The sequence below is a fragment of the Lelliottia jeotgali genome (assembly GCF_977070485.1).
This window is the reverse complement of sequence record NZ_CDRVFO010000011.1, coordinates 103,510-126,378: the sequence shown is the minus strand read 5'-3', so window position 1 is coordinate 126,378 and position 22,869 is coordinate 103,510. Positions and strand designations below refer to the sequence as shown.

General features: G+C 62.9%; 25 protein-coding genes. 13 read left to right on the top strand and 12 right to left on the bottom strand.

The window, feature by feature from the left end; translation table 11 throughout:
- Nucleotides 1-66: 66 nt before the first annotated feature.
- The gene (locus ACW4TB_RS17690) at nucleotides 67-507 is read left to right on the top strand and encodes a prepilin peptidase (RefSeq protein ID WP_012312769.1); all 441 of its coding nucleotides are present in this window, start codon (nucleotides 67-69) and stop codon (nucleotides 505-507) included.
- Between the two features lie 15 nt (nucleotides 508-522).
- Here the strand turns inward: ACW4TB_RS17690 and ACW4TB_RS17685 are convergent, their stop codons facing one another.
- Genes ACW4TB_RS17685 through cpaB form a run of 8 tightly spaced genes read right to left on the bottom strand, consistent with a single transcriptional unit; the run spans nucleotide 523 to nucleotide 7,946 of the window.
- Nucleotides 523-786 carry a DUF3613 domain-containing protein gene (locus tag ACW4TB_RS17685; RefSeq protein WP_012312770.1) on the bottom strand — a complete coding sequence of 88 codons (264 nt, stop codon included), beginning with the start codon at nucleotides 784-786 and terminating at the stop codon, nucleotides 523-525.
- A gap of 15 nt (nucleotides 787-801) precedes the next feature.
- Nucleotides 802-1,503 carry a tetratricopeptide repeat protein gene (locus tag ACW4TB_RS17680; protein ID WP_254467156.1) on the bottom strand — a complete coding sequence of 234 codons (702 nt, stop codon included), beginning with the start codon at nucleotides 1,501-1,503 and terminating at the stop codon, nucleotides 802-804.
- A 10-nt stretch (nucleotides 1,504-1,513) separates the two neighbouring features.
- Complete coding sequence (locus ACW4TB_RS17675; RefSeq protein ID WP_012312772.1) at nucleotides 1,514-2,401, bottom strand: type II secretion system F family protein; 888 nt, start codon at nucleotides 2,399-2,401, stop codon at nucleotides 1,514-1,516.
- 2 nt (nucleotides 2,402-2,403) lie between these two features.
- A complete protein-coding gene (locus tag ACW4TB_RS17670; protein WP_012312773.1) occupies nucleotides 2,404-3,285 on the bottom strand; it encodes a type II secretion system F family protein in 882 nt (293 codons plus the stop codon).
- Complete coding sequence (locus tag ACW4TB_RS17665) at nucleotides 3,282-4,538, bottom strand: CpaF family protein (RefSeq protein WP_279931862.1); 1,257 nt, start codon at nucleotides 4,536-4,538, stop codon at nucleotides 3,282-3,284. The genes ACW4TB_RS17670 and ACW4TB_RS17665 overlap by 4 nt, the downstream gene beginning before the upstream one ends.
- Complete coding sequence (locus tag ACW4TB_RS17660) at nucleotides 4,535-5,725, bottom strand: hypothetical protein (RefSeq protein ID WP_012312775.1); 1,191 nt, start codon at nucleotides 5,723-5,725, stop codon at nucleotides 4,535-4,537. Before ACW4TB_RS17660 ends, ACW4TB_RS17665 begins: the two co-directional genes overlap by 4 nt.
- Nucleotides 5,722-6,981 (bottom strand): type II and III secretion system protein family protein, encoded by a 1,260-nt coding sequence (locus ACW4TB_RS17655; RefSeq protein WP_254467157.1) that lies wholly within the window; start codon nucleotides 6,979-6,981, stop codon nucleotides 5,722-5,724. Before ACW4TB_RS17655 ends, ACW4TB_RS17660 begins: the two co-directional genes overlap by 4 nt.
- 17 nt (nucleotides 6,982-6,998) lie before the next feature.
- On the bottom strand, nucleotides 6,999-7,946 hold the full coding sequence (cpaB, locus tag ACW4TB_RS17650; protein WP_279931859.1) for a Flp pilus assembly protein CpaB: 948 nt from the start codon (nucleotides 7,944-7,946) through the stop codon (nucleotides 6,999-7,001).
- Between the two features lie 294 nt (nucleotides 7,947-8,240).
- Here cpaB and ACW4TB_RS17645 point away from each other — a divergent pair, with 294 nt between their 5' ends.
- Nucleotides 8,241-8,420 carry a Flp family type IVb pilin gene (locus ACW4TB_RS17645; protein WP_012312778.1) on the top strand — a complete coding sequence of 60 codons (180 nt, stop codon included), beginning with the start codon at nucleotides 8,241-8,243 and terminating at the stop codon, nucleotides 8,418-8,420.
- 48 nt (nucleotides 8,421-8,468) lie between these two features.
- Nucleotides 8,469-8,879, top strand: coding sequence for a response regulator (locus tag ACW4TB_RS17640; RefSeq protein ID WP_012312779.1), 411 nt, complete (start codon nucleotides 8,469-8,471; stop codon nucleotides 8,877-8,879).
- A gap of 69 nt (nucleotides 8,880-8,948) precedes the next feature.
- On the opposite strand, the gene ACW4TB_RS17635 is transcribed toward ACW4TB_RS17640, so the two are convergent.
- Complete coding sequence (locus ACW4TB_RS17635) at nucleotides 8,949-9,296, bottom strand: HPF/RaiA family ribosome-associated protein (protein ID WP_012312780.1); 348 nt, start codon at nucleotides 9,294-9,296, stop codon at nucleotides 8,949-8,951.
- Nucleotides 9,297-9,571: 275 nt separating this feature from the next.
- On the opposite strand from ACW4TB_RS17635, the gene ACW4TB_RS17630 reads away from it, so the two are divergent.
- From ACW4TB_RS17630 to ACW4TB_RS17605, 6 genes are all read left to right on the top strand, one after another.
- Nucleotides 9,572-9,877 carry a DUF3649 domain-containing protein gene (locus ACW4TB_RS17630; RefSeq protein WP_279931855.1) on the top strand — a complete coding sequence of 102 codons (306 nt, stop codon included), beginning with the start codon at nucleotides 9,572-9,574 and terminating at the stop codon, nucleotides 9,875-9,877.
- On the top strand, nucleotides 9,874-11,454 hold the full coding sequence (locus ACW4TB_RS17625) for a PepSY-associated TM helix domain-containing protein (protein WP_279931853.1): 1,581 nt from the start codon (nucleotides 9,874-9,876) through the stop codon (nucleotides 11,452-11,454). Before ACW4TB_RS17630 ends, ACW4TB_RS17625 begins: the two co-directional genes overlap by 4 nt.
- Complete coding sequence (locus ACW4TB_RS17620; protein ID WP_279931851.1) at nucleotides 11,448-11,774, top strand: DUF3325 domain-containing protein; 327 nt, start codon at nucleotides 11,448-11,450, stop codon at nucleotides 11,772-11,774. The genes ACW4TB_RS17625 and ACW4TB_RS17620 overlap by 7 nt, the downstream gene beginning before the upstream one ends.
- A gap of 4 nt (nucleotides 11,775-11,778) precedes the next feature.
- On the top strand, nucleotides 11,779-12,327 hold the full coding sequence (locus tag ACW4TB_RS17615) for an RNA polymerase sigma factor (RefSeq protein WP_455843031.1): 549 nt from the start codon (nucleotides 11,779-11,781) through the stop codon (nucleotides 12,325-12,327).
- Entirely contained in the window at nucleotides 12,324-13,310 is a 987-nt protein-coding gene (locus tag ACW4TB_RS17610) for a FecR family protein (RefSeq protein ID WP_279931849.1), read from the top strand. Before ACW4TB_RS17615 ends, ACW4TB_RS17610 begins: the two co-directional genes overlap by 4 nt.
- 117 nt (nucleotides 13,311-13,427) lie before the next feature.
- Nucleotides 13,428-15,818 (top strand): TonB-dependent siderophore receptor, encoded by a 2,391-nt coding sequence (locus ACW4TB_RS17605; RefSeq protein ID WP_279931847.1) that lies wholly within the window; start codon nucleotides 13,428-13,430, stop codon nucleotides 15,816-15,818.
- Here ACW4TB_RS17605 and ACW4TB_RS17600 read toward each other — a convergent pair.
- Nucleotides 15,815-16,690: an AraC family transcriptional regulator gene (locus ACW4TB_RS17600; RefSeq protein WP_254467162.1), complete on the bottom strand. Its 876-nt coding sequence runs from the start codon at nucleotides 16,688-16,690 to the stop codon at nucleotides 15,815-15,817. The genes ACW4TB_RS17605 and ACW4TB_RS17600 overlap by 4 nt on opposite strands.
- A gap of 216 nt (nucleotides 16,691-16,906) precedes the next feature.
- On the opposite strand from ACW4TB_RS17600, the gene ACW4TB_RS17595 reads away from it, so the two are divergent.
- The 4 genes from ACW4TB_RS17595 to ACW4TB_RS17580 all read left to right on the top strand — a co-directional run bounded on the left by ACW4TB_RS17595 (nucleotide 16,907) and on the right by ACW4TB_RS17580 (nucleotide 20,713).
- Nucleotides 16,907-17,803, top strand: coding sequence for a DMT family transporter (locus tag ACW4TB_RS17595; protein WP_012312788.1), 897 nt, complete (start codon nucleotides 16,907-16,909; stop codon nucleotides 17,801-17,803).
- Between the two features lie 89 nt (nucleotides 17,804-17,892).
- Nucleotides 17,893-19,413: a glucosyltransferase domain-containing protein gene (locus tag ACW4TB_RS17590; protein ID WP_279931843.1), complete on the top strand. Its 1,521-nt coding sequence runs from the start codon at nucleotides 17,893-17,895 to the stop codon at nucleotides 19,411-19,413.
- A complete protein-coding gene (locus ACW4TB_RS17585) occupies nucleotides 19,407-19,778 on the top strand; it encodes a GtrA family protein (RefSeq protein ID WP_279931841.1) in 372 nt (123 codons plus the stop codon). The genes ACW4TB_RS17590 and ACW4TB_RS17585 overlap by 7 nt, the downstream gene beginning before the upstream one ends.
- Nucleotides 19,775-20,713, top strand: coding sequence for a glycosyltransferase family 2 protein (locus ACW4TB_RS17580; protein ID WP_012312791.1), 939 nt, complete (start codon nucleotides 19,775-19,777; stop codon nucleotides 20,711-20,713). Before ACW4TB_RS17585 ends, ACW4TB_RS17580 begins: the two co-directional genes overlap by 4 nt.
- A gap of 40 nt (nucleotides 20,714-20,753) precedes the next feature.
- Here the strand turns inward: ACW4TB_RS17580 and ACW4TB_RS17575 are convergent, their stop codons facing one another.
- Together ACW4TB_RS17575 and ACW4TB_RS17570 are read right to left on the bottom strand one after the other, a co-directional pair.
- Nucleotides 20,754-21,728 carry a 2-hydroxyacid dehydrogenase gene (locus ACW4TB_RS17575; RefSeq protein ID WP_279931840.1) on the bottom strand — a complete coding sequence of 325 codons (975 nt, stop codon included), beginning with the start codon at nucleotides 21,726-21,728 and terminating at the stop codon, nucleotides 20,754-20,756.
- Nucleotides 21,729-21,847: 119 nt separating this feature from the next.
- On the bottom strand, nucleotides 21,848-22,795 hold the full coding sequence (locus ACW4TB_RS17570; protein ID WP_012312793.1) for a LysR family transcriptional regulator: 948 nt from the start codon (nucleotides 22,793-22,795) through the stop codon (nucleotides 21,848-21,850).
- Nucleotides 22,796-22,869: the final 74 nt, after the last annotated feature.

Genomic DNA, 22,869 nt, shown 5'->3' with positions numbered 1-22,869 from the left:
TGCGTCTACCCTGACGATGAGTCTCGACTTACAGCATAGAAGCCTTCTACGAACAGGGATGGCCAATTGCCAATATCCAGTATTGCCCTGCTGCTGTGGCTTGCCTTGTGCAGCGGGCAAGATGTCCGCGAACGGCAGATTTCCAACCTTCTGACCTTGGGCGTCGCAGCCTGTGCGCTGGTGTGGCTGGCGGTTACCGGGCACAGCTGGATCGGCGCCCGGGCCAGTGATGCCGGCTGGGCTCTGGCGATTGTGTTGCTGCTCACGTTGCCCGGCTACGTGATGGGGCGTTTCGGTGCCGGCGACGTCAAATTGCTCGCCGCGCTGGGGCTGGCCACCAGCCAGGACTACGTGCTCGGTACGTTCATTGGCGCCGGCGGCACCTTGCTGGTCTGGGCGCTGTTGCGACGGTGGGCGCGGCGCAGGGCAGGGCAGGAGGCTGAAAAACAGCCATTCGCGCCCTTTGTGCTGGTGGGCTTTTTGCTGACCAGCGTGTGCCTGCAGTGAGAGCGCCAGGCCCGGTCAGTTGTTCGACTCAGTCATCTTGGTCCAGCGATAGAAATCCGGAATGGCGTACTTGTAGGTTTCCAGCCAGCGCTGCTTGGACAGATCGCGCTCGCGCGCCGTCTGCACCTGCAGGCGGGTGGACGCCTGTTCGCCACTGGACTGCACCCGCAGCAGCGCTTCGGTTGCCGTCAGCGCAGGCGGTTGCTGGCGTGGGTAATCCTCTGCCCAGGCCGTGGTAATACCGGTGCAGCAGGCCAGCAGCATCACATACCTGATCATGACCTTCTCCTTTGCTCAGTTGACCATCACACCTGCGCCACCGGCCGAGGCTATCGGCCCGCGCCCGGTGGCTTTGATCTGGCTGGCGCGTGCCTGGGCCTGGGCAAACTGCGCCGGTTTGAGCCGCAGGCGGCCGACCAGGTCAGTGGCTTGCTGCCAGTTGTCCTGCAGCAGCGCTAAGGTCACCAGGTTGACGGCGGGCAGCGGGTTGTCATCCTTGAGCTCTATGGCGGTCAGGAATTCGAACCGTGCCTGTTCATACCGGCCCATGCTCATCAGCACCACACCCAGATCATTGCGAACCCGCTCGTCGGTCGAGGCCAGACGTACCGCTCGCTGCAGGTTCTGCAAGGCCTGTACGTCATCGCCCCGGGCCGAGGCGAGCTGGCCCAGGCCATGCTCACCCTCGGCCGCGAGGCAGCCGCCGAGCAAGCTGCGGTACAAAGGTTCTGCTTCGCTGCGCCCCAACAGGCGCGAGACCCTGGCCTTGCGCAGGCGTACCTGGTCGAGGGTGTTGGGCAACTGCTCCAGGTGCGCCAGGCTCGCATGCGGGCGGCCATCGTTGAGCATCTCGTCCGCCAGGTTCAGCGCCAGTTGCTGGTCGGCGTCCGGCTTGCCGCAGCTCGAGGTGCCGAACAAGTGTCCGAACCCTTCAGGCTGCTGGCCGGCGCATCCTGTCAGCAAGAGCAGGCCGGTGAACAACAGGGTCGCTTTCATCCATTACTCCCTAGGGGCCCAAGGCCCGCGTCAAGGCGGAAAATCCCGGCCCGGCCAGGACGATGAGCAGTGCCGGGAACAGGAATACCATCATCACAGCCGACATCTTTGCCGACATCTTCGATACCCGTTCCTGCATGCGTGTCAGGCGCCGGTCATCGAGCAGGTCCTTGAGCGCGAGCAGCGATTTCATCGCACCGCTGCCCTGTACCAGCAACTGTTGAAGGATCACACAGGTGTCGATGAACTCATCCACGGCCAGTACCCGCGCGCTCTTTTCCAGCTCCGGGCCGAGCGCCAGGCCTGAGTCAACGCGTTGCAGCACCTGGCGCAACTCTTCGCTGATTTCGGGTAGCAGCGCCTGGCCTTCCTGGCTCAGCACGCGCAACGCCTGCTCTACGGCCAGGCCGGTCTCGAAGAGAATGCGTAGCAGCGGAATCATCAGGCTGACTTCCAGGGCGATGCGCTGCTGGCGCCGCCTGGCGGCAACCGCCAGCAAGCGCTTGGGCAACAGGTAGCTGGCACCCAAGGCAAACAACGGCCAGACCAGCCAGTGCGTGCCGTCACTGCCCAGTGCGGCTTGTTGGAGGATCAGGGTCAGTATGACCGCCACCAGCGGCAGCCCCAGTTGCATGGCAGCAAACAGCGCCCGCTGGCGGCTGCGGCGCCAGCCGACACGGTCAAGCAAGGCCTGGGTTTCCCCGTCGAGTTTCTGCAGGCGTTGCCCCAGGGGGCTATTGCCCAGCCAGTGCAGCCAGTCCCCCAGGCGCTCCTCGCGCGCCAGCCGCCCCTGCAGCCTGCGAGCGACCAGGTAGCGGGCACGCAGCTGGCGGGCGGCCTGCAAGCCAAGCAGGCCGGCGGCGATGAACAGGCACACGGCACATAGCAACAAGGCCATGGTCAGAGGCTCCTCATCATGCGCCACAGCACCAGGCAGCCGACCACCTGCAGGGCGAAGGCGAGCAGCAGCATCATCTGGCCGCTGCTGTCTTGCCACATGGTCAGCAGGTAGTGCGGATTGGCCATCAGGAAGTAGCCGACCATGCACAGCGGCAAGGCACCCAGGATCATCGCTGTGATGCGGGTTTCGCCGGTCATCGCCTTGAGCTGGCGGCTGCCTTGTTCACGCTCGCGGATCAGCTTGATCAGGTTCTCCATCAGCTCGCTGGTATTGCCGCCGTAGCGCTGGTTGATGCGCAGCCCCATGGCGAACAGACGCAACTCGTCCTGGTTGTAAAGCTCGGCCAGTTCGTTGACCGCATCGTCCAGCGGCACGCCCAGCTGTACGTTGCGCCGTACCCGGGTCATGGTCGAGCGCAAGGGCTCGCGAGAGCCGTCGATACCACCAAGGACCGCGTCATTGAGGGTTCGCCCGGCCTTGAGGCTGCGCACGCTGTAGTCCAGCAAAGCGGGCAGCTGTTCGACAAGCTGGTGCACGCGCCGTCGACATAGCCAACTGAGGGTGAAATAGCCGAGCAGCGGCAGGCCGACCAGCACCATCAGCCCGGCCACCCAACCGGCCCCCAGCAGCGCCACCAGCGCCAGACCGAGCCAGGCCAGCAGCCAGCGCTGCGGTTGCCAGTCGGTTGCACCAAGCCCGGCACGTTGCAACAGCGGCTCGAGCCAGTCGCGCCGTGCATTGCCGCTGCGGACCAATTCAAAGGCCCGCCCCAGGCGCTGGAGAATGCGCTGTTCGCTGCGCTTGTACAGGCCCCGGCGAAACAGCATCAGGGAGACGCCCAGCAGCAAGGGCGACAGCGCCAGCAGCAAGGGGCCGGTCATTGCACACCTTCATGGCGCAGTTTGCTGCCTGCGGGGTTCGGCGCCTCCCGCAGAAACACGTCGCCGCCGCGGCGGTCGAGCCGGAACAGCGTGCTGGTCACGTACACGTCGTCACGCACGCCGACCACTTCCAGGATTTCACTGACGCAGCGGCGCCCGTCGGGCAGGCGGGCCAGCTGGATCACCACGTCCAGTGCCGCGCAGATCATCTGCCGCAAGGTCTTCTCGGCGATCTGCCGCCCGCTCAGGCCAACCAGGGTTTCCAGGCGTAGCAAGGCGTCCTGCGCGGTGTTGGCGTGCACCGTACTCATCGAGCCGTCGTGGCCGGTGTTCATCGCGGTGAGCACGTCCAGCACCTCGGTGCCGCGGATCTCGCCGAGGATGATACGGTCCGGGCGCATGCGCAGGGCATTGCGGATCAGCTCGCTGGCCTTGATCTCGCCGTGCCCCTCGGCATTTGGCGGGCGGGTCTCAAGGCGTACCACGTGGGGATGGTGCAGTTGCAATTCGGCGACGTCTTCGATGGTCACCAGGCGCTCGCGCGGGGCGATCATCTGGCTGAGGATGTTCAGCAGGGTGGTCTTGCCGGTGCCGGTGCCGCCACTGACCAGGATGTTGCAGCGCCGACCCACGGCGCGCTCGAGGAAGTCGAAAATGTGCTGGTCGATGGCGCGGGTGGCGAGCAGGTCGGCGCTTTTGAGCATGTCCTGGCGGAATTTGCGGATCGACAGGCATGGCCCGTCCAGGGCCACGGGTGGAATGATCGCGTTGACCCGGCTGCCGTCCGGCAGGCGCGCGTCGACCATCGGCGACGATTCGTCCAGGCGCCGCCCGAGCGGTGCGAGGATGCGCTGCATGACGCGCTCGACGTGTTGGGCATCGATGAAACGCAGGTCGGTCTGTTGCAACTGCCCGGCCCGCTCGACGAACACCCTGTGCGGCCCGTTGACCAGAATCTCGGTGACACTGGCGTCCCGCAGCAGCACCTCCAGCGGCCCGAACCCGGTCAGCTCGTCGACCAGTTCTTCGGCCAGGCGCTCCATTTCGTAGCGTGACATTGCCAGGCGCAGGCGTGCCACGTAATCGCCCACCTGCTCCAGCACAAACTGCGTCAGTGCCGGGCGTGCGCCTTCGAGCAGGTTGCGGCCGCTGTCTTCGATGGCATCGATGGCAAAGCGGTGCAGCGCACGCTTGAGCGCATAAGGGTCGCCCGAGGCATGGTGGGGGCCGCCGAAGGGTTGGTCGCTGTTCATTTGCTGCCCCATAGCCGACGCAGCCAGGTAAAGGCCGGTGGCGCAAGGTTTTCCGAGCGCTGCGCCAAACGCTCACCCAGACCGCGCAGGGCTTGGGTAAGGTTTTCGCGCGGTGCCAGCTCGAACAGGCTCAGGCCCTGGTTTTTCACGTTCAGCCGCACCTCGGGGCTGTCGGGCATGACCTTGAGCAGCGGTAGAGCGTAGCGCTTGGCCAGGCTCTCGGCGTCCGGGGCGACATTGCTCAGGTAGCGGTCGACCAAGAGGCTGGCATGCTCCAGCTTGATGCCATGATCGCGCCACAGCTCCAGCACTTCGAGGTTGCGTCGGCAGTCGAGGATGTTCTGGTCGGTATAGATGATGAGCTTGTCGCAGTGGCTGATGATGGTGCGCAGGGCCTCGCTGTCGGCATGCCCGGTCAGGTTCACGACGATGTGCTGGAAGTGCTGGCGCAGTGCGCTGAGCAGCATGTACAGCTCGGCGGCACTGGTCTGGCGCAGGGGGTCGTCGTTCTCGGCGAAGGTCAGCAGGCGCAGGCCTTTCTTGTCGCGGGTGAAAGCACTGTCGATCAGGGTGGTGTCGAGCCGGCGCAGGTGGCGCAGTGCATCGCCGAAATAGAACGACGCCTCCAGCCCCAGCAGCGCCAGGCTGTCGCCCCGTGGCATGCCCAGGTCCAGCAGCAGGGTCTGCTGGCCGCTTTCCTGTACCACCCGCGCCAGGTGCGTGGTCAGCAAAGCGCCGTCGGCACCGGTCTGCACACCGTACAGCACGGTCAGGCCGCCCAGGCTGGGGTTGTTGGTGACGGTGGGCATGCGTTTGCCCAGGCGCCGAACCAGCCCGGCCACTTCACTGGCCCGCGAGCCATAGGCGACGAAATCGCGGGCGCCGGCACGCATGGCGTGCAGCACCAGTTGATTGTCCATGCCATCGCCCAGAGCGACGATCGCCAATAGCGGCTTGGCTTCAAGCACGCCCTCGATCAGTGCGCACTGATTGACCAGTTGCTCACGGTCCAGGCCGATGAACACCAGGGTGCTGAATGTCGCATTGATCAGCGCCAGCAGTTCGTCGAGGCTGCCGCCACTGGCGCCGATCACCTGGCCTTGGGGTGCTAGCGCGCTCTGCAGCCACTGCAGGTCTTCTTCATTGCGGGTGATGCCCAGAAAGGTCTGGTTGAGGCTCTCGTTCATCGTGATAACCCGCTTTGGCCATCGAAGTTGCCGTTTTCCATGAAGAACAGCCGGCCCCAGCTGGGGTCGTAGGTACGCAACCCCTCGCCTGGCAGTTCCGGCAGGCGGGCATTGGCCGCCAGCGGTTGAACCAGGTGCGGGGTGACGATCATCAGCAACTCGGTCTCCTCACGCACCAGGGCCGATTGCCGGAAGAACGCGCCAAGGATCGGCAAGTTGCCCAGCCCGGGGAGCTTGTCCACGGCGGAGCGGGTGTTGTTGCCGACCAGGCCGCTGATGATGAAGCTCTCGCCATCGGCGAGGGAAATGCTGGTATCGGTGCGCCGTATGCTCAGCCCCGGTACGCTTGTGCCGCCAATGGTCACCGCATTGGTGTAATCCAGCTCGCTGACTTCAGGCGCTACCTTCAGGGTAATGCGGTCGCGGCTGATCACGGTCGGCGTCAGTGCCAGACGCACGCCGAACTCCTTGTACTCGATCGAGAAGTTGTCACTGCCGGCGCTGGGCACCGGGATCGGTATCTCGCCACCGGCCAGGAAGCTTGCAGTCAGGCCGCTGAGCACGGTGAGGCTGGGCCGCGCCAGGGTGTAGGCGAAACCGCTGTTTTCCAGAGCATTGATGGCCGCCAGGAAACGGCTGCTGCCGCCGCCCCAGACGATGTTGAAAACCCCGTCGTTGAGCGGGATCTGCGGCGACGTGACAGGCACGGCGCCCGGTGTCACAGAAGTGCCTGGCACGGTGCCCGGCGACCCGATCAGGCTGTTGTTCGAGCCGCTGAAAAACAGCCGTGCGCCGGCTTCCTTGTACTTGGTGCGGCGCACCTCGACGAAGCGGATATCGGCCTGCACCTGGCTTGGCAACTCCGGATCCAGCGACGGCGGCAGGCCCGTTTCGGCCATGGCGGCGCTGGCTTGGCCTTTGACGAACAGCATGGCCCGGTGTGGCCCCGGTGCGCAGGCTGTCCACAGCATGAGCGTGGTATTGCCTTGGCCCACGGCCGTCACCAGCACGGCGCGGTCACCGCTGGGTTGCACGTCGGCAACCTTGGGGTCGCCGACGGCGGCCCGGGTGATCGCCAGCGGCAAGCGCAATTCTTGCTGCAGGCCTTGGTCGATTTCGATCACTGAAGGCAGTTGGGCAAATGCTTCGCAGCCTTTGCTGGCACCATGGGCGTTCGGCAGCAGCGCAACCGTGAGCAGGGCAAGGCACGCGAGGCTGAAGAACCGTTTTGAACTGCAACGCTCGGAACTACGCATACTGCATCCTTGCCTTGTCAGGGAGTCTTGTTGGCGTCCGCGGCCTGTGCGCCACGGATGATCTGCATGCTTGCTACTGCTGCAGCGGTTGAGGCGGTTTTGGCCAATGGCGTCTGGGAAAGCTGGCTGAACCGATAGAGTTCCCGGTTGATGCTTTCTACCTGCGGTTGGCTATCCGCTTCGGCCCAATAGCGGGCCAGCCGCTGCTCGGCGGCACTGCGCACGGCCAGGCGCAGGGTGCCGACCTGGGCTGCCAGCATCAGGCGGCTGGCCAAGGCTTCAGGGACTGCCAGCACCACGGTGCGGGTGCTTGCGAGGTTGCCTGGGGTCGCCTGCTCGCGTCGGGCCTTGAGCTCCTCGGCGGTCAGTGCCGGGCGGCCGTCATTGGTAACGCCCATCTGTTCCCCGACGCTCAGCACGCGCAGGGCCGGCAACACGACCTGGGCTGAAGACTGCGGGTTGTTGGCCTCTTCGCGCAGGTATAGCAGCACGTCGACAAAATCACCCGGGTACAGTTGCCCGGCGGCGCCGACCACTTCGTCCACGCCTACCGCAACGGCCCGTTCGTGGGCACGGATCATCCGTGCCAGCGGTCCGCCAGGCTGGAAGCTCGACTCGTCCAGCCAGCTACCAGCGGCCAGTGGCCTGGCGCTGCTGCGTCCGATCACGTGGTCCACTTGCTGGAAGGCACCGGCAGGGACTACCTGCAAGCGCTCGAGCAGCACGTCGTCTGCGGTCAAGGGCGTATTGGCCGGCAGCGCCTTGCGCAGCACGACGATGGGGAAACGCTGCGGCTCGGGCGGTTGCGGGGCGGGCGCTGCAACCACCGCAGCCGGCTGCTCGGTGACTGGGGCTACCGGCGGGGGTGGTGCAGGGGGGCGGCTGAGCACGATCCCCCAGTATCCCGCGAGCAGTGCACCGAGCAGGAAAAGGGCAGCCAGAATCATGGTCAAACGACTGCTCATGGCTGGCCTCCGTGCACGTATCGGGTGGTGGCAAAAAGTCACTATTTCGCTATTGCACGGTAGCCCACCCATCGCCATTCGCCATTAGGCGCTCGGCTTTTTTTGTAGCCAGAACGTAAACCCAATCAAAACAGTCAGTTGATGAAATAAAAGGATCTAATGCTTTTGGATTATCACCTGATGACTAATACTTTTTTATATTTGCAGACGGCTCCAGCTTGGCAATCCTTTGATGGCAAACAGGGGTCACTTTGACACCATTGTCGCCGGCGATGTCGCCGCAAGGAGCTGGTCATGTTGCTGAAACAGGTCATCCTTCACTGCAAACAATTCCTGCATCGCAAAGACGGTGCCTCGGGTATCGAGTACGCAGTCATCGCGGCTATGGTCGCGGTGATATTAGCCGGGTTCGTTCCCGGGATCTCCGGCAACATCAGTACCATGTTCACCGCAATCCAGACGGCCCTGAACTAGACCAATAACAGGCGATGTCTCGTCGGACCGGATCAACAGGAGCCGCACATGCAGAACTCTTCCTCGCGTCAGCAGATTCTTCTGGTCGATGACGAGGAAGAGCATCTGCTTGAGTTGGCCGAACTCCTCGAGAACGAGGGGTACTACTGCCACACGGCAGGCTCGGTGAAAGCTGCCCTGCAACTGCTCACCCGCTATCCGGACGTTGCCTTGGTCATTACGGATCTACGCATGCCGGAAGAAAGTGGCATCGGTCTGATCCAGCGCCTGCGCGACCATACGGCCCGGCAGCATTTGCCGGTGATCGTCATGTCGGGCCACGCCGGTGCGGAAGACCTCAGCGACCTGCTGCGCCTGCAGGTGCTGGATTTCTTCCGCAAGCCCATCTATTACGCACGGTTGCTGGAGACACTGGACAACCTGTTCCCGCAACCACTGTTGCAGGTTGCCAAGTACTGACCCAACTGGACGAAGGTGAAAATGAAAACGCCCGGCACATGGCCGGGCGTTTTTGCTTACTGGCAAGGGTCAGGCGTCGGGATCGCTCAGTTCCAGTACGCCGCGCTTGCTGCGCAGCTTGCCGTAGAAATGGTCCAGCGCATTGTTCAGCTTGCTGGCTGCACCATCCACCGCCTGATCCAGCGAAGCGGCGGTATGGGTCACGGAAATCGGTTGATGGCCTTTGGGGCGAGCCTCCATCTGGCAGCGTTTGTCATGCGGCCCGGGCTTGGCGCCGTTCTCGTCGCGCAGGTGCACCTCGATGCGGGTGAGGTCCTCCTCGTAACGTTCGAGTGTGGTTTGCAGCGTACTGCGGACCCACTCGTTGAGACGGATGTTGCCTTCGATATGGTTGCTGCTGTTGACCTGGATTTGCATGATTCAATCCTTATTCAGCTTGCTCGCATGGAGGCGTGCCTAGGCCCTTGAGGCCCTTGGTAATTCTTCGCCTCTTGACTCTAAGGTCAGGCAACCGAAGCCTGAATTCAAGCCCTTTGTGAAAATAAATTTTCTGTTGCAATTAACCCCGCAGAGGCTACCGGGCAGCCCTTTGACGACATAAGACCGGTTAAAAACCCGTAGTCTTTCAGACTTTGCTTATGCGAATTGAAATCATTACTATTGCAGCCCCCAGAGTTTCCCGGACCTCCGCCATGAAGCGCAATGCCGCCGGACTGCCCCTCAGCTACCGCCTGGCCGTGACCTCACGTTGCCTGGCGGCGGTGCTGGGTGGATACCTGCTGGCGTCCATGGCCAGTGTCTGCATCACCCTGCTGGTGCCGTTGGCGCAAGTCGACGCGGCCATGACCGGCATGATGCTGTCGTTCGTTTTCTACCTGTTGGCCTTCATCTGGTGCTTTGCCTGCCGCAGCTCCTGGCATGCCTGGCTCGGCGTGTTGCTGCCGAGCCTGCTGCTGGGGCTGGTCAACGGGCTGGCCTACTGGATGAAAAACCCATGAAGGACGGTTTCCGCCAGGCGATGGCCTGGTTGCACACCTGGGCCGGGCTGATTTTCGGCTGGCTGCTTTTCGCTATTTTCCTGACCGGCACACTGTCGTATTTCAAGGAAGAGATCAGCCACTGGGCACAGCCCGAAGTCCGCCGCCACGCGCTCGACCCGGTGGCCAGCCTGGGCCTGGCCCAGCGCTATCTGGAGGCCAACGCGGCGCATTCGGGCAACTGGATGATCCGCCTGCCCAGCGAGCGCGAAGCCGCGTTAAGCGTCGGCTGGCGTGATCCGGGTGGCGGGCGCCGTGGCTTTGTCAGCAAGCAACTCGACGCCCAGACCGGGCAGCCAGTAGAGGCCCGCGACAGCCGCGGCGGCGAGTTCTTCTACCGCTTCCACTTCCAGCTGCAGATGCCCCACCCCTGGGGGCGCTGGCTGGCGACCTTCTGCGCGTTCATCATGTTGCTCGGCCTGGTCACCGGGATCATCACCCACAAGAAGATCTTCAAGGAGTTCTTCACCTTCCGCCCCGGCAAGGGCCAGCGCTCGTGGCTGGACGGGCATAACGCCATTGGTGTGCTGGTGTTGCCGTTCCATCTGATGATCAGTTACAGCAGCCTGGTGATCTTCATGTACATGGTGATGCCGGCCAGCATCATGGCCAGCTATGGCGGCAATACCAACGGCTATTTCAACGACCTGTTCGGCCGTGACGATGTGCCCAAGGCGGCCAACGTCGCTGCGCCCATGGTGCCGCTGGCAGGCTTGTACGCCAAGGTTCAGGTGCAGGTCCCCGGCGCCCGCATGGGTTACATACAGGTGCACAACCCGGGCGACCGCAACGCTCGCGTGAGCTTCGCCCAGGCCTCGGCCGACAACATCGCCTACAAGCGCAGCGCCAACTGGATGTTCGACGGCAGCACGGGCGAACTGCTGAGCCAGAGGGCACCGGAAAGCGCTGCAATGATGACCTCGTTCAGCTTCGTCGGTCTGCACATGGGCAACTTCGCCGGGCCTTGGTTGCGCTGGTTGTACTTCGTGTTCGGGGTGGCGGGTACTGCGGTGATCGGCACAGGCCTGGTGATGTGGCTTGGCAAGCGCCAGCTCAAGCATGCCAAGCGCGAACGCATGCCCGCTGAGTTGCGTCTGGTCGAGGTGCTCAACATTGCCAGCATGAGTGGCCTGCTGCTCGCGGTGGCCGGCTTTTTCTGGGCCAACCGCTTGCTGCCTGCGGCGCTGCAAGGGCGGGCGGACTGGGAGGTGAACACGTTCTTCGTGGTCTGGCTGTTGTCGCTGGCACATGCCGTGCTGCGCCCCGGGCGCCGAGCCTGGGGCGAGCAGCTTGGGTTGGGCGCGCTGGCCTTTGCGCTGCTGCCTTTGCTCAATGCTTTGACCACCGGCCAGGGGCTGAACCACAGCGTAGCCGTCGGCGACTGGGCGATGGCGGGCCTGGACCTCACGGCATTGGGCACCGGTCTTTTCCTGGCCTGGGCCGCAGGCAAGATGCTGCGTGCCTCGAAGGCTGCGGCCAAGCGTGAGCTCAAGGTGTCCAAGGCATCGGCCGAAGTGGTCGAGGTGAACGGATGCTGAGCGTCGCCCTGATCGGTTTTGCCGGGTTCGCCGCTTTGTGCCTGGCGATGGAAAAGCACTTCAGCGACCTGCTCGGGCGCAAGCCAGCTATCGGCCAGTTGCGTAGCCTGCGCATGGCGGGTTGGTCGTTGCTGCTGGCATCACTGTTGCTGTCGGTGCACCTGCGTGGGTGGGCGCATGGCTTGGTTGAGTGGGTCGCTGTGTTGATGGCCGGGGTGACACTGTGGGTCTTCACCTTGCCTTACCAGCCGCGCCTGTTGCTGGGGCTGGCGGCGATCAGCCTGATACTGGGCCCGCTGCTGGTCATATCTGGCGGATGATGCCTTGATCGAGCCTGACAGCGACAGTACGCGCGCACGTTTCGTCCAGGTCTTCATGGCCCAGCGCGCACGCATGGAAGCCCTGGTCAGCCGTCGGGTAGGCTGCCGCGCCACTGCATCGGACCTGGTGCAGGAGCTGTTCTTGCGCTTCTGGCGCCGCCCCGAGGTCAAGGTCGAGGCGCTGGATACCTACCTGCTGCGCTGCGCCGGCAACTTGGCCATCGACCACCTGCGCAGTGAAGGCAGCCGCGAGCGGATCGCCGAAGCGTCGCTGCCCCCTGATGAATGCCTGGCTCAGGCACCGGAGCAGGCCCTGGAGGTAGATCATGACCTGCAGCGCATCGAAGCGGCGCTGCGCGCCCTGCCCGAGCGCACCCGGCAGATCTTTTTGCTCAACCGCATACACGGCTGCAAGTACGGCGAAATCGCCAAGGCCATGCAGCTGTCCCAGAGCGCCGTGGAAAAGCATATGATGCGCGCCCTCCAAGCGTGCAAGGCCAGTGTTGCCGAACCCGCGACCCCGATGCGCAGGCCAGGGAGCGCCCGTCGATGAGCCATTCAGACTTGACCACCCCCGACCCGTCGCAAGCAGCACTGCGTTGGCTGGCCAGGATCAACGAGCAGCCTGAGGTAGCGCACAGTGCGGCGTTCCAGCGCTGGTTGCTGGCCGACCCCAGGCACCGTGAAGCCTATGCCCAGGCCCAGGCGCTGTGGCAGAAGAGTGCGGCTCCCGCGGCACGCCTGGCCGAGGAAGAACACGCCGACCTGCAACGATACCTGGATGCCATGGCCAAGGTGCCTGCCCCGCCTCGCTGGTGGCGCGCCTGCGCCCGCGCACTGGCCGTGGCGGCGTGTCTGGTGCTGGCCGTGGGCGTTGCGGGGGGCTGGCATCCGGGGTATTGGCTGCAGGATCTGCAGGCCGATTTCAGCAGCACAGACGCCATTCGCCAGGTGACGCTGGCTGACCAGTCGCAGGTGACGCTGGATGCGGGCAGTGCCATTGCTGTCGATTTCCAGCAGGGGCAGCGTCATGTGCGGCTGTTGCATGGCGCTGCATTCTTCAAGGTCACGCACACCGGTGCCCCGTTTGTAGTACAGGCGGCAGGGGGGCAGGTGCGGGTGCTGGGCACCGAGTTCGAAGTGCGCGAGCAGGCTGAGGGGGCACAGGTCACGGTGCGCAACGGTCGGGTGGCGGTCACGCCGGCTCAGGGGCAGGCCGCCCGTGAGCTGACGGCCAACCAGCAACTGGCCTATGCCAGAGGCCAGGCGGGTGATACGGCGAGTGTGGACAGCGACAGCCGTCTGGCCTGGCGCCAGGGCTGGGTCAATTACTACCAGGTGCCATTGGCGCAGGTAGTCGAGGACCTGGGGCGCTATTACCCGGGGCGGATCGTGCTGCTCGATAGCGAGTTGGGGCAGCGCAAGGTCAGCGGCAGTTTCCCGGTGCGCGAGCCACTGGCGGCACTGGATTCGCTGGGCAAGGTGATGGGGTTCTCGCGGCAGACGGTTCTCGGCCGGTTGACAGTTATCCGTTAAGCGACGGTATCGGAAAAATAATTTTCAAAAGCGGATGAGGTAACAGGACGTGACATCCGTGTAATGAGTGGAAGTGCGATTCATTCGCAGTCATAACCCTCTCACAGGTCAGCGTCCATGAAGTTCATCCACCGTTGCGTCCCCCTCTGGCTTGGTCTCTCAGCGCTTTCGGCCTTGGCTGCTGCCCCTTGTGTCCTTGCCGCCGAGCAGCTTGAACTGCACAGGTTCGCCCAGCCGAGCCAGCCCTTGCCCCAGGCGCTCAATGCCTTCAGCCGCGCCACCGGCCAGAGCGTGGTCTACACCTTGGAACTGCCTGCCGTGCAGGCACCGGCCCTGCAGGGTACGTTCAGTGCCGAACAGGCGCTGCAGCAATTGCTGGGCAACGCTGGCCTGACCTGGCGCCGGGTCGATGCCCGCACCCTGACGCTTGAACCGGTGGACACCTCCGGTGCGCTCAACCTGCAGGCCACCACGGTGACCTCGCAGATGGACACCTACAGCTATCAGCCGCCGGCCAGCGCCTCGATCATGCGTGGCCAGGGCCCGTCCCAGAATATCCCCCAAGCCATCAACGTGGTCCCGGCCCAGGTCATCCGCGACCAGGCCCCGCGCAACCTGGATGACGCCCTTGCCAATGTCAGCGGTATCACCCAGGGCAACAATTTCGGTGGCACCTCCGACACGGTAATGAAGCGCGGCTTCGGCGATAACCGCGACGGTTCGATCATGCGCGATGGTATGCCCGTCGTGCAGGGGCGCAGCCTCAATGCGAGCACCGAACGGGTCGAGGTACTCAAGGGCCCGGCTTCGCTGTTGTATGGCATCCAGGACCCGGGCGGGGTGATCAACGTGGTCAGCAAGCGCCCGCAATTGCAGCAGTACAACGCCCTGACCGTGCGCGGTTCGACCTACGGCAGCGGCAAGAACGGCAGCGGCGGCGGGGTCGACAGCACCGGGGCACTGGGCGACAGCAACTTCGCCTACCGTTTGATCGTCGATCATGAGGACGAGGATTACTGGCGTAACTATGGCGTGCACCGCGAATCGCTGGTGGCGCCGTCGCTGGCCTGGCTGGGCGAGGACACCCAAGTGGTGCTGGCATATGAGCACCGTGAATTTCTCTACCCGTTCGACCGGGGCACCGCGTTCGGCAGCAACGGCCACCCACTGGACATTCCGGCCACGCGTCGCCTGGATGAACCCTTCAACGACATGGAAGGCCGCTCCGACCTGTATCGCCTGGAGGTCGATCACCAGCTGGCCAACGATTGGAAACTGCACTTTGGCTACAGCTTCAACCGCGAGACTTACGACGCCAGCCAGGTGCGCGTGACCGGTGTCAACGAAGCCAAGGGCACGCTCACGCGCAGCATCGATGGCACCCACAACGCCATGAGTCGCGACCAGTTCGCGACCCTGAGCCTCAATGGCAACGTCGAGCTTGCCGGAATGCAGCATGACCTGCTCATTGGCATTGATCACGAAGACCGCAAGGTCTTTCGCGGCGACCTGATTCGCCAGACCGCTCAGTCCACCTTCAGTTATTTGAACCCGGTCTATGGCCAGGAAGTGGAGGGCAGTACGGTGCGCGCCAGCGACAGTGACCAGACCGACAAGCTGCGCACCGACGCGCTGTTCCTGCAGGACGCACTGCACCTGGACGAACACTGGATACTGGTGGCCGGCGCCCGCTTTCAGCAGTACGACCAGTACGCCGGCCGCGGCCGGCCGTTCAAGGCCAATACCGACACCAGTGGCCAGGCCTGGGTACCGCATGCCGGCATCGTCTACAAGGTCGATGAGCAGTTGTCGTTCTATGGTAGTTACAGCGAGTCGTTCAAACCCAACTCCAGCATTGCCCCGCTGACCGGTGGCGTCGTGCTGGATTCGTCGATTGCGCCCGAAGAGGGTAAGTCGTGGGAGCTGGGTGCCAAGCTCGACATGCCTGGCAGCCTGACCGGCACCTTGGCGCTGTTCGACATCACCAAGCGCAACGTGCTGGTCTCCAACTTCGACAGCGGTACCGGCGAGACGGTTTACAGCAATGCGGGCGAGGTCAGTTCAAGGGGGGTGGAGCTTGACCTGACCGGACAGCTCAGTGAACGTTGGAGCCTGATCGGCAGCTATGCCTTTACCGACGCCAAGGTGACCAAGGACCCGGACCTTGAGGGTAACCGCCTGCAGAACGTGGCCAGGCACAGTGGCTCATTGTCGGCGGTGTATGACTTCGGCAGCCTGTTCGGCGGCGACAGTTTGCGTTTCGGTGCCGGAGCCCGTCATGTCGGCGAGCGCCCGGGCAACTCGACCAATACCTTCGACTTGCCCAGCTACACCGTTGCCGATGCCTTCGCCACGTATGAGACCCGGCTCGACGAGCACAACGTGCGCCTGCAACTGAACGTGAAGAACCTGTTCGACAAGGTCTACTACAGCTCGGCGGTGAACCAATACTTCGTTGCCATAGGTGATGCACGCCAGGTGAGCCTGTCGAGTACCTTCGAGTTCTAGTGGCTGAAGGCGGCGCGATAGTCGCCAGGTGTCGCGCCGACTGCCTGGCGAAAGCGATTGCTGAAATGGCTGGCACTGGCAAACCCGCACAGCAATGCAACGTCTCCCAATGGCAGCTGGCCCAGGCGCAGCAGTTGGCAGGCCCGATGCAGCCGGCGGGCCAGCAGATACTGGTGCGGCGGCAAGCCGAAGCTGGTGCGGAACATGCGTGCGAAGTGATACTCGGAGAGGTTGCAACGTACGGCCAACTCACCGAGGGTGATGGGCTGATCCAGGTGTGTCTCGATGTATTCCACCAGTTGCCGGCGCAGGTTCGGTGCCAACCCGCCTTTGAGGCGTAACCCCTGGCGCAGCCCTACCTGGCTGAGCACGGCGTGATCGACAATCTCGTGTGCCAGGCTGCTGGCCAGCAAGCGCTCGCCTGGCTCTTCCCAGGCCAGGCTGATCAACTGGCGAAAACGCAACGACTGCCGTGGGTCGTCGAGAAACGTCGCTTCCTGCAGTTGCATCTCCCGCGGTTCCCGGTCGAGCAGACGCACGCAGCCCAGGGCGAATTGCACCTCGCTGATGTACAGGTGCGCCAGGCGGATCTGCCCATTGACCACCCAGTTGGACTCGTGGCCGGCCGGCATGATGCACAATTTGTCCGGCGCCCCTTTGTCGGCTGGGCGCTGGCGGCGAAAGGTGCCGGTGCCGTGGGCGATGTAGCACGACAGCGTGTGGTGGCTGGGCGCCTGATAGTCGCGGGCATCGTCACGGTTGCTCCATAGCGCCGCCGCCAGCCCGTCGCCCAAGTGCGCGCTCAGTTCCAGCCGCGCGTGGGGCGAGGCATGCATGGCGTTGAACACGTGCAGCTGGGTGAGTGGGGTCATGGGCGATTCCTCTGTTGCCATCGTACTGCCGATGCGCCGACGTGGCAGCTCCCTGAGCGTTGAAAAGCGCAAGTTTGTGCAAGCGCACATCACTGGCCGAAGAGAACACTGATGGCCCTGGCGAGGGCTGCGCCCTCAATCGCCGGCAAGCCAGCTCCTACAGGTTGGCCGCATGGTGCCCCCCGCAATGCATGGTCGTATGCCTAAGGAACCCTCATGAACCTCTCCCTGTACCTGCTCACTGTCCTGATCTGGGGTACCACCTGGATCGCCCTGAAACTGCAATTGGGCGAAGTCGCCATTGCGGTTTCGATCGTTTACCGCTTTGCCTTGGCCGGGCTGATTCTGTTCGCCATCCTGTTGCTCACCCGCCGCCTGCAACCGATGAATCGGCGCGGTCATCTGCTGTGCCTGGCGCAAGGCCTGTGCCTGTTCTGCGTCAATTTCATGTGTTTCCTCACCGCCAGTCAGTGGATTGCCAGCGGCCTGATCGCCGTGGTGTTTTCCACTGCAACACTGTGGAATGCGCTGAATGCGCGCCTCTTTTTCGGGCAGAGGGTCGCCAGCAACGTACTCGGTGGCGGCGCGCTTGGTCTTTTGGGGTTGGGGCTGCTGTTCTGGCCGGAGCTGTCGCACCATGCGGCAAGCCGCGAAACGCTCTATGGTCTCGGTCTGGCCTTGCTCGGTACGTTGTGTTTTTCGGCAGGCAACATGCTCTCGAGCATGCAGCAGAAAGCTGGCCTCAAGCCTATGACCACCAATGCCTGGGGCATGGTCTATGGCGCCGCGATGCTGACCGTGTATTGCCTGATCAGCGGTATTCCATTTGCGATGGAGTGGAACACGCGTTACATCGGCTCGCTGCTGTACCTGGTGATCCCGGGTTCAGTGATCGGCTTCACCGCCTACCTGACGTTGGTCGGGCGCATGGGCCCGGAGCGGGCTGCGTATTGCACGGTGTTGTTCCCGCTGGTGGCGCTGAATGTGTCGGCGTTTGCCGAGGGCTATCAATGGACAGCCCCCGCTTTGCTCGGGCTGGTCGCTGTCATGGCGGGTAATGTGTTGGTGTTTCGTAAGCGCAAACCCACGCTGGCAGGTGCATTGGCACGCTGAGCGCTGCGCTGCAACTGACATAAATGCCAGGTGTTGGCACGGGGTAGTCTGTTTAGACTTGCCCGGGAGCCATTAGCCCGGAAACGTCAATGCCACCATTGCTCTCCTGGAACAAGCGACTGTCGCATCGTCAGGTCCAGATGCTCTGCCTGCTCGCCTTGGCTGTTCATCTATTGCCGCTGGTGCTTGCCGATTACGCCTATATCGATGATGTGTGGCGCGCCCAGAACGCTGGGCTCACGCTTACCGGCAATGAATCCTGGACAGGGCAGGGGCGCTTCCTGCTCTATCTGATGCATCGCACGCTGGGCTTCTCTGCCGGGGCTGTGAATCTGTTCCCTTTGCCTATTCTGCTGGCAGCCAGCGTGACTGCCCTGGCGCTCGCCCGGCTGGTGTCACATTACTTCCCGGTGCCCACGGCGACCTCCGTGCTGGTGGTGTTGCCCTTATGGTACAACCCCTTCTTTCTGCAGAACCTGTCGTACCAATACGACGCACCCGGTATGGCGTTGGCGCTGGCTGCATGCGTCTGGGCCATCACGCTGAGTGCCGAGCGCTGGCAGCAGTGCCTGCTGGGCGGCGTGCTGGTGGCATGTGCCGCGAGTTTCTATCAGGTCAGCATCAACGTCTTCGCTGGCTTGTGCTGCCTCGAAGTCATGCGCCAAGTACTCGGGCATGCCGAGTTGCGCCAGGTCTGCCGTCATCTTTTCGGCCGGCTGGCACAGCTGCTCGGCGGGTGCCTGCTGTACTCGCTCACGGCCCATCAGTTCATAGATGTCCCCCGCACTGCGTTGCTGCCTCTGGATGCCCAGTGGTGGCCTGAGGTGTTGCGGCGCCTGGAAGTTATCTTGGGCCACGTGGCGTTGTTGATCACGCCGGGAACGGCGTGGGTGTTCATCGGCCTTTCGGGGCTGGCGCTCGTGGCGCTGCTGATCGCCTTGCGTGAGGTATTGGTTGATCCACGCCCTGTATGGGAACGGGGGGTGTTGACGGCTGCGCTGCTGCTGCCCATCCCGGTAGTGGCGTTGCTGGTGTACGGCCTGATGATGGTGTTCGCGCATTTTGACGGTGGCGCACGCCTGTTGATGGGGTTCGGGGTGGTCTTGATGATGCTGGCACTGCTGGCGCATCGGCTACTGTCAGGGCTTGGCGGTCGGCTGAGGTGGCTGCTGGCTATTCCTGTGTTGTTCATGTTGTCATTTTCGTTCGCTTACGGCCGAACGCTGATCGTGCAGAAGGAACTGCAACGCATGGTGACGTCTTCGCTCGCCAATGCCATCGAAAGCCGGCCGCAGTTGTACGAGACCAAGCGATTCTATGTTTTCGACATCGGTAGCAGCAGACGTTGGTTGCCTGCAGCCAGCGCCAGCTATGAACAGATGCCAGCTTTGCGTTATGTCATGAACATCGATTTTCTGCTGTTGCCTGAGATGATGCCGCGCCTCGGGCTGGTCAACTTCGCTAAATCCGCCCCACTCGACCGTGAGCAGGTACTTGCGCGCGACCATGCAGCGGTGGTGGAGAGCAAGTTTTTCGACATCCACCTGGTCGACGGTAACGGCTATGTGCTCATGAAAGCACCTGTCGAGAGCGAGACCTACCGATGGTAATGGCCCTGCGTTTCTACCGTTATGGCCTCATCGGTGTTGGAAATACGCTGTTGCACTGGGCGGTTTTCTTCCTGCTGCACCAAGCTGCAGGGCTAAGCCAGGCATTGAGCAACCTCCTGGCATTCACAGTGGCTGTCAGTGCTTCCTATTACCTCAATGCTCGCTTCACGTTTGCCTGCGCGCCGAGCAGGCTGCGTTACCTGGCGTTCGTGTCGGGCATGGGGTGCCTGAGCCTGAGCATGGGGGCGCTATCGGACCGGGCTGGTTTGTCACCCTGGCTGACCCTCGTGGCGTTTTCCGCCGTCAGCCTGATCATCGCCTATGGCTACTCACGAGCAGTGGTGTTCAAGCGGAGGCAGCCATGAACATTACCTTGGTCGTGCCCCTGTACAACGAGCAGGACACCCTCGAACGCTTCTATCACACGGTGCGCAACGAACCGTCTTTACAGGGCTTGGCGGTCGAAATCCTGTTGGTCAACGACGGCAGCAACGATGCCAGCGAAGCCATCTGCGCCGAGTTGGCGGCACGTGACGAATGGGTAACCGTCGTCAATTTCTCGCGTAATTTCGGCAAGGAATCGGCGTTGTTCGCCGGGCTTGAGTACGCCGATGGCGACGCCGTGGTGCCGATCGATGTCGACTTGCAGGACCCGGTCGAGCTTATCGCGCAGATGATCGATGTGTGGCAGCAAGGGGCGGAGGTGGTTCTGGCAAAGCGCCGTAGTCGCGCCGCTGACACGCGGTTCAAACGGTGGAGCGCACGCTTGTACTACCGCCTGCACAACCGCATAGCATCGACTCGGATCGAAGAGAACGTCGGTGATTTTCGCTTGTTGGACCGCAAAGTGGTAGCCGCCATCCGCCAGTTGCCGGAGCAGCAGCTGTTCATGAAAGGTGTGTTGTCCTGGGTAGGCTTTCGTACCGAAATCGTCGAGTACGACCGACCTGAACGCACGGCGGGCAACAGCAAGTTCAGCTTCTGGCGGCTGTGGAACCTGGCCCTGGATGGCATCACCTCGTTCAGCACTGTGCCTTTGCGGCTATGGAGTTACGTGGGCGGAGGGGTATCGCTGTCGGCGTTTGTGTTTGCGATGTATATGGTGATCGACAAAATCCTGTTCGGAAATGACGTGCCGGGTTATCCGTCATTGATGACGGCAGTGCTGTTCTTGGGCGGTGTGCAGTTGATCGGCATCGGAATATTGGGGGAATACATAGGCCGGATCTACCAGGAGACCAAGCATCGGCCCCGGTACGTGGTGCGCAAGGTTCTGAGGCGGCGCAGGCAACCCATGTGAAGGTTGCCTGGCCTGGTCTGCTCGCGGCAAATACGAGTTATCAGCCCTTCCACACCTGCGGATTCACCAGATCCCGCGGCCGCTCACCCAGCAGCGCGGCGCGCAGGTTGTCCATCGCCCGGTTGGCCATTGCCTCACGGGTTTCGGCGGTGGCCGAACCGATGTGCGGCAGCGTCAGAGCATTGGGCAATTTGAACAGCGGTGATTCGCTCAGCGGCTCCTTCTCGTAGACATCCAGGCCGGCGCCGCGAATGGTGCCGTTGTGCAGCGCCTCGACCAGCGCTGCCTCGTCTACCACCGGGCCACGGGCTATGTTGATCAGGAAGGCGCTCGGCTTCATCAGCTTCAGCTCGCGAGCACCGATCAGCTTGCGGGTGGCGTCGGACAGCGGCACCACGATGCAGACGAAATCGGATTCTGCCAGCAGTTGTTCAAGGCTGCGGTATTGGGCCCCCAATTCCTGCTCCAGCGCCTGCTTGCGACTGTTGCCGGCATACAGCACCGACATGTTGAAGCCGAAGCGGCCACGGCGTGCGACGGCCGCGCCGATGTTGCCCAGGCCGACGATACCCAGTGTCTTGCCGTACACATCGCTGCCGAAGTGCGCCGGGCCGACGGTGGCCTGCCATTGGCCAGCCTTGGTCCAGGCGTCCAGTTCGGCCGTGCGCCGTGCGCAGCCCATGATCAGCGAAAAGCCCAGGTCGGCGGTGCTTTCAGTGAGCACGTTAGGCGTGTTGGTCAGGGCGATGCCGCGCTCGTTGAAGTAGTCGACGTCGTAGTTGTCGTAGCCCACCGACACGCTGGACACCACTTCCAGTTTGGCTGCCCCTTCGAGCTGCGCGCGGCCGAGCTTGCGACCGGCGCCGATCAGGCCGTGGGCTTGGGGCAAAGCTTCATTGAACTGGGCACTGATGTCGCCGAGCTTGGGGTTGGGCACGATCACGTTGAAGTCTTGCTGCAGGCGCTCGGCCATGGCCGGGGTGATACGGCTGAAGGCCAGGACGGTCTTTTTCATCGGGCTACTTCCAACGGAAAAGCTACAAGCTACAAGCTTCAAGCTGCAAGAAAAAGCAGCGCGTGCACCAATCTGCTTTTTCTTGCAGCTTGCAGCTTGCAGCTTGCATGCAGCTGCTTTCAGTTCGCGATCAGCAACTCGTGGGTTTTCAGGTCCGCTTCATGGGCTGCGAGAATCTCCGGCAACGAGTTGCGCAGGTACTCAACCCAGGTCTTGATCTTCGCATCCAGGTACTGGCGCGACGGGTAGATCGCATAAAGGTTCAGTTCCTGCAGTCGGTAGTCCGGCATCACCCGCACCAGGCTGCCATCACGCAAGCCATCGATGGCCGAGTAGATCGGCAGCACGCCCATGCCCATGCCGCTGCGAATCGCGGTTTTCATCGCGTCGGCCGAGTTGACCTGGAACGGCGAGCTGGTGATGTTGACCAGCTCCTGGCCTTCCGGGCCGTCGAATAACCATTTTTCCAGCGGGATCACCGGGCTGACCATGCGCAGGCAGGCATGCTGCAGCAGGTCGACCGGCTTGTGCGCGAAGCCGTTCCTGGCCACGTACTCGGGCGAGGCGCAGACGATGCTGTAGGTGATGCCCAGGCGCTGCGACACGAAACCTGAGTCCGGCAGCTCGGTGGCCAGCACGATGGACACGTCATAGCCTTCGTCGAGCAGGTCGGGCACGCGGTTGGCCATGGTCAGGTCGAAGGTCACGTCCGGGTGCGACTCGCGGTAGCGGGCGATGGCATCGACCACGAAGTGCTGGCCGACCCCGGTCATCGAATGCACCTTCAATTGCCCGGCAGGCCGGGCATGCGCATCGCTTGCCTCGGCTTCGGCCTCTTCGACATAGGTGAGGATCTGTTCACAGCGCATCAGGTAACGCTTGCCCGCCTCGGTCAGGGCGATGCGCCGTGTGGTTCGGTTGAGCAGCCGGGTTTGCAGATGGGCTTCCAGATTGGAGACCGCCCGCGACACGTTCGCGGTGGTCGTATCCAGTTGCGCCGCGGCGGCAGTGAAACTGCCAAGCTGGGCTACGCAACTGAAAGCACGCATGTTTTGCAGGGTGTCCATGGGTCACTCTCAAGGTAGAGGGCAAATTGTGTCACGAAGTTGGTTGCATGTGCCTTCGACCAAAGCCGGATTAT